The organism is Luteibacter sp. P4_E6 (assembly GCF_056401535.1).
Map to the genome: position 1 here is coordinate 1 of NZ_JBFUJE010000730.1, position 1569 is coordinate 1569.

At 61.1% G+C, this 1569-nt stretch carries 3 protein-coding genes; all 3 read left to right on the forward strand.

All coding sequences use genetic code 11. From position 1 onward, the window contains the following. The first annotated feature begins 263 nt into the window (after positions 1–263). Positions 264–539 carry a hypothetical protein gene (locus AC1DT2_RS22865; RefSeq protein ID WP_477298958.1) on the forward strand — a complete coding sequence of 92 codons (276 nt, stop codon included), beginning with the start codon at positions 264–266 and terminating at the stop codon, positions 537–539. A gap of 184 nt (positions 540–723) precedes the next feature. After that, positions 724–1113, forward strand: coding sequence for a hypothetical protein (locus AC1DT2_RS22870; protein WP_477298960.1), 390 nt, complete (start codon positions 724–726; stop codon positions 1111–1113). Between the two features lie 220 nt (positions 1114–1333). Beyond that, positions 1334–1569 (forward strand): hypothetical protein (locus tag AC1DT2_RS22875; RefSeq protein ID WP_477298961.1); only part of this gene is annotated, 236 nt, incomplete at its 3' end.

The window sequence follows — 1569 nt, forward strand, 5'->3', positions numbered from 1 at the left end:
CGCGAGACCCGTACGCGCGCGTGCAGAAATCGAACAGTGCGCTTGTGCCGAAAAGCTTACGCTGGTGATTGTTGGCTCGTCTATCAGGCAATGCTCACAATGCATCGAAGGAGAGATGCGATCCTTGATGCTGAGGACTTTCGCAATCACGCGCAAACAATCGCCGGAACACGATTGCGGGTCGTCTGGCGCAGTGACCCGATCGTCTACGTTGCACACTCGCACCTACAGACAACCCAATGTTGTTTTGCTACGGTCACGGGGTGGTCGGCCGCGCCCGTTATTACGCCGACCCGGACGCCACGGCGAACGAACTTCTCAACAACGCAGCCGAGCTACTGCAGTACGCGCGTGGACTCACGGAACTGCTCGCTGAATTCGTGCACGAGTCGGACACCATCGATTGTCGGCGCATGGCGCTGTCGCTTGATGCCATCGCGGCGTTGACGCAGATGGGGGCGCATTGCGCTGCTGAGGCGCATGCCCGCTTGTCTTGGGAGAAGAGCGCCGCGCCGGTGGATGCGTTAGGTCCGCATTGATGGCGGCGGCGTCAAACCCGCGCTCCGTCCCCGCGCAACGCATCCATGACATTCCCCTCTTGTCAGCCTATCTCGCCGCAAGAAATCCCCGGGCGCCAGAGAGCGCCCGGCAGGGCCCGATCCTTACTTGAGAACGAGGCCCAATGGAGTTGTGTCGCACGACGAGAACTTTCATCATCGCCGCATGAGTGACATGACCCGCGACGAGATCAAGCTGTACCTGGATGCCGCACGCGCCGAAGCGAAAGCCTCGGCGGCGGATGTGGCCAAGAGCCAGGCGGAACTTCGCGCCGATCTCAAAGCCGGCATGGCCGCGGTTTCCGTTGATGTTGCAAACCTGAAGAGCGACTTCCACGCAACGTTTTCCGCCCACACCAAGTGGATCGCCGCCATGGGCTTCGGTGTCGTGGCCGCCGTCGCTGCGATCAACGGCATGTTCAAGCCTGAGCCTTCGCCCGCACCACTGCCGGCTCCCACTCCCTATGTGATCTATGCGCAGCCCGCTGCACCCGTGATGCTGGCAGCACCGCCAGCGGCGCCCTTGTCATCGCCCTCATCCAAGGGCCACCGGTAAGGCATCCAAGGGCGTCGTTTGTCGGAGGGTTCTTGGGATCGGTGGGGTCGACGCGGATACCTGCTATCGCCAGCGACGCCGTCGAGTGTCAAAGACATCAATAGTCAAATCCGGCAATTTCGCCAATTCCCCTCCACCGTCATCTTATCCTCGCCGATTGGGTTCGAAGTATCTGGCAAGATGGCCGGAACACCATGGGCAACGTCAAAGGGGTTGACGCGTGAAAGGAAGCGGGGAGCACTGGAAGGCCTGGGGTCAACATATTGCCGTCATCGGCGCATACGCCGCTTGCTACCGGCTCGCCTATCAATTGAGCATGTCCCATTGGGAACTGACGGTCGGCCTCCGACTGTGCTGCCTCCTGATCGTGCCGGTGCGTTTGTGGCCCGCCCTCGCCTTCGGCGAACTCCTGCCTGTCATTGAAAACGCGTTCCTGTCCATGGACGAGTTCGGTCC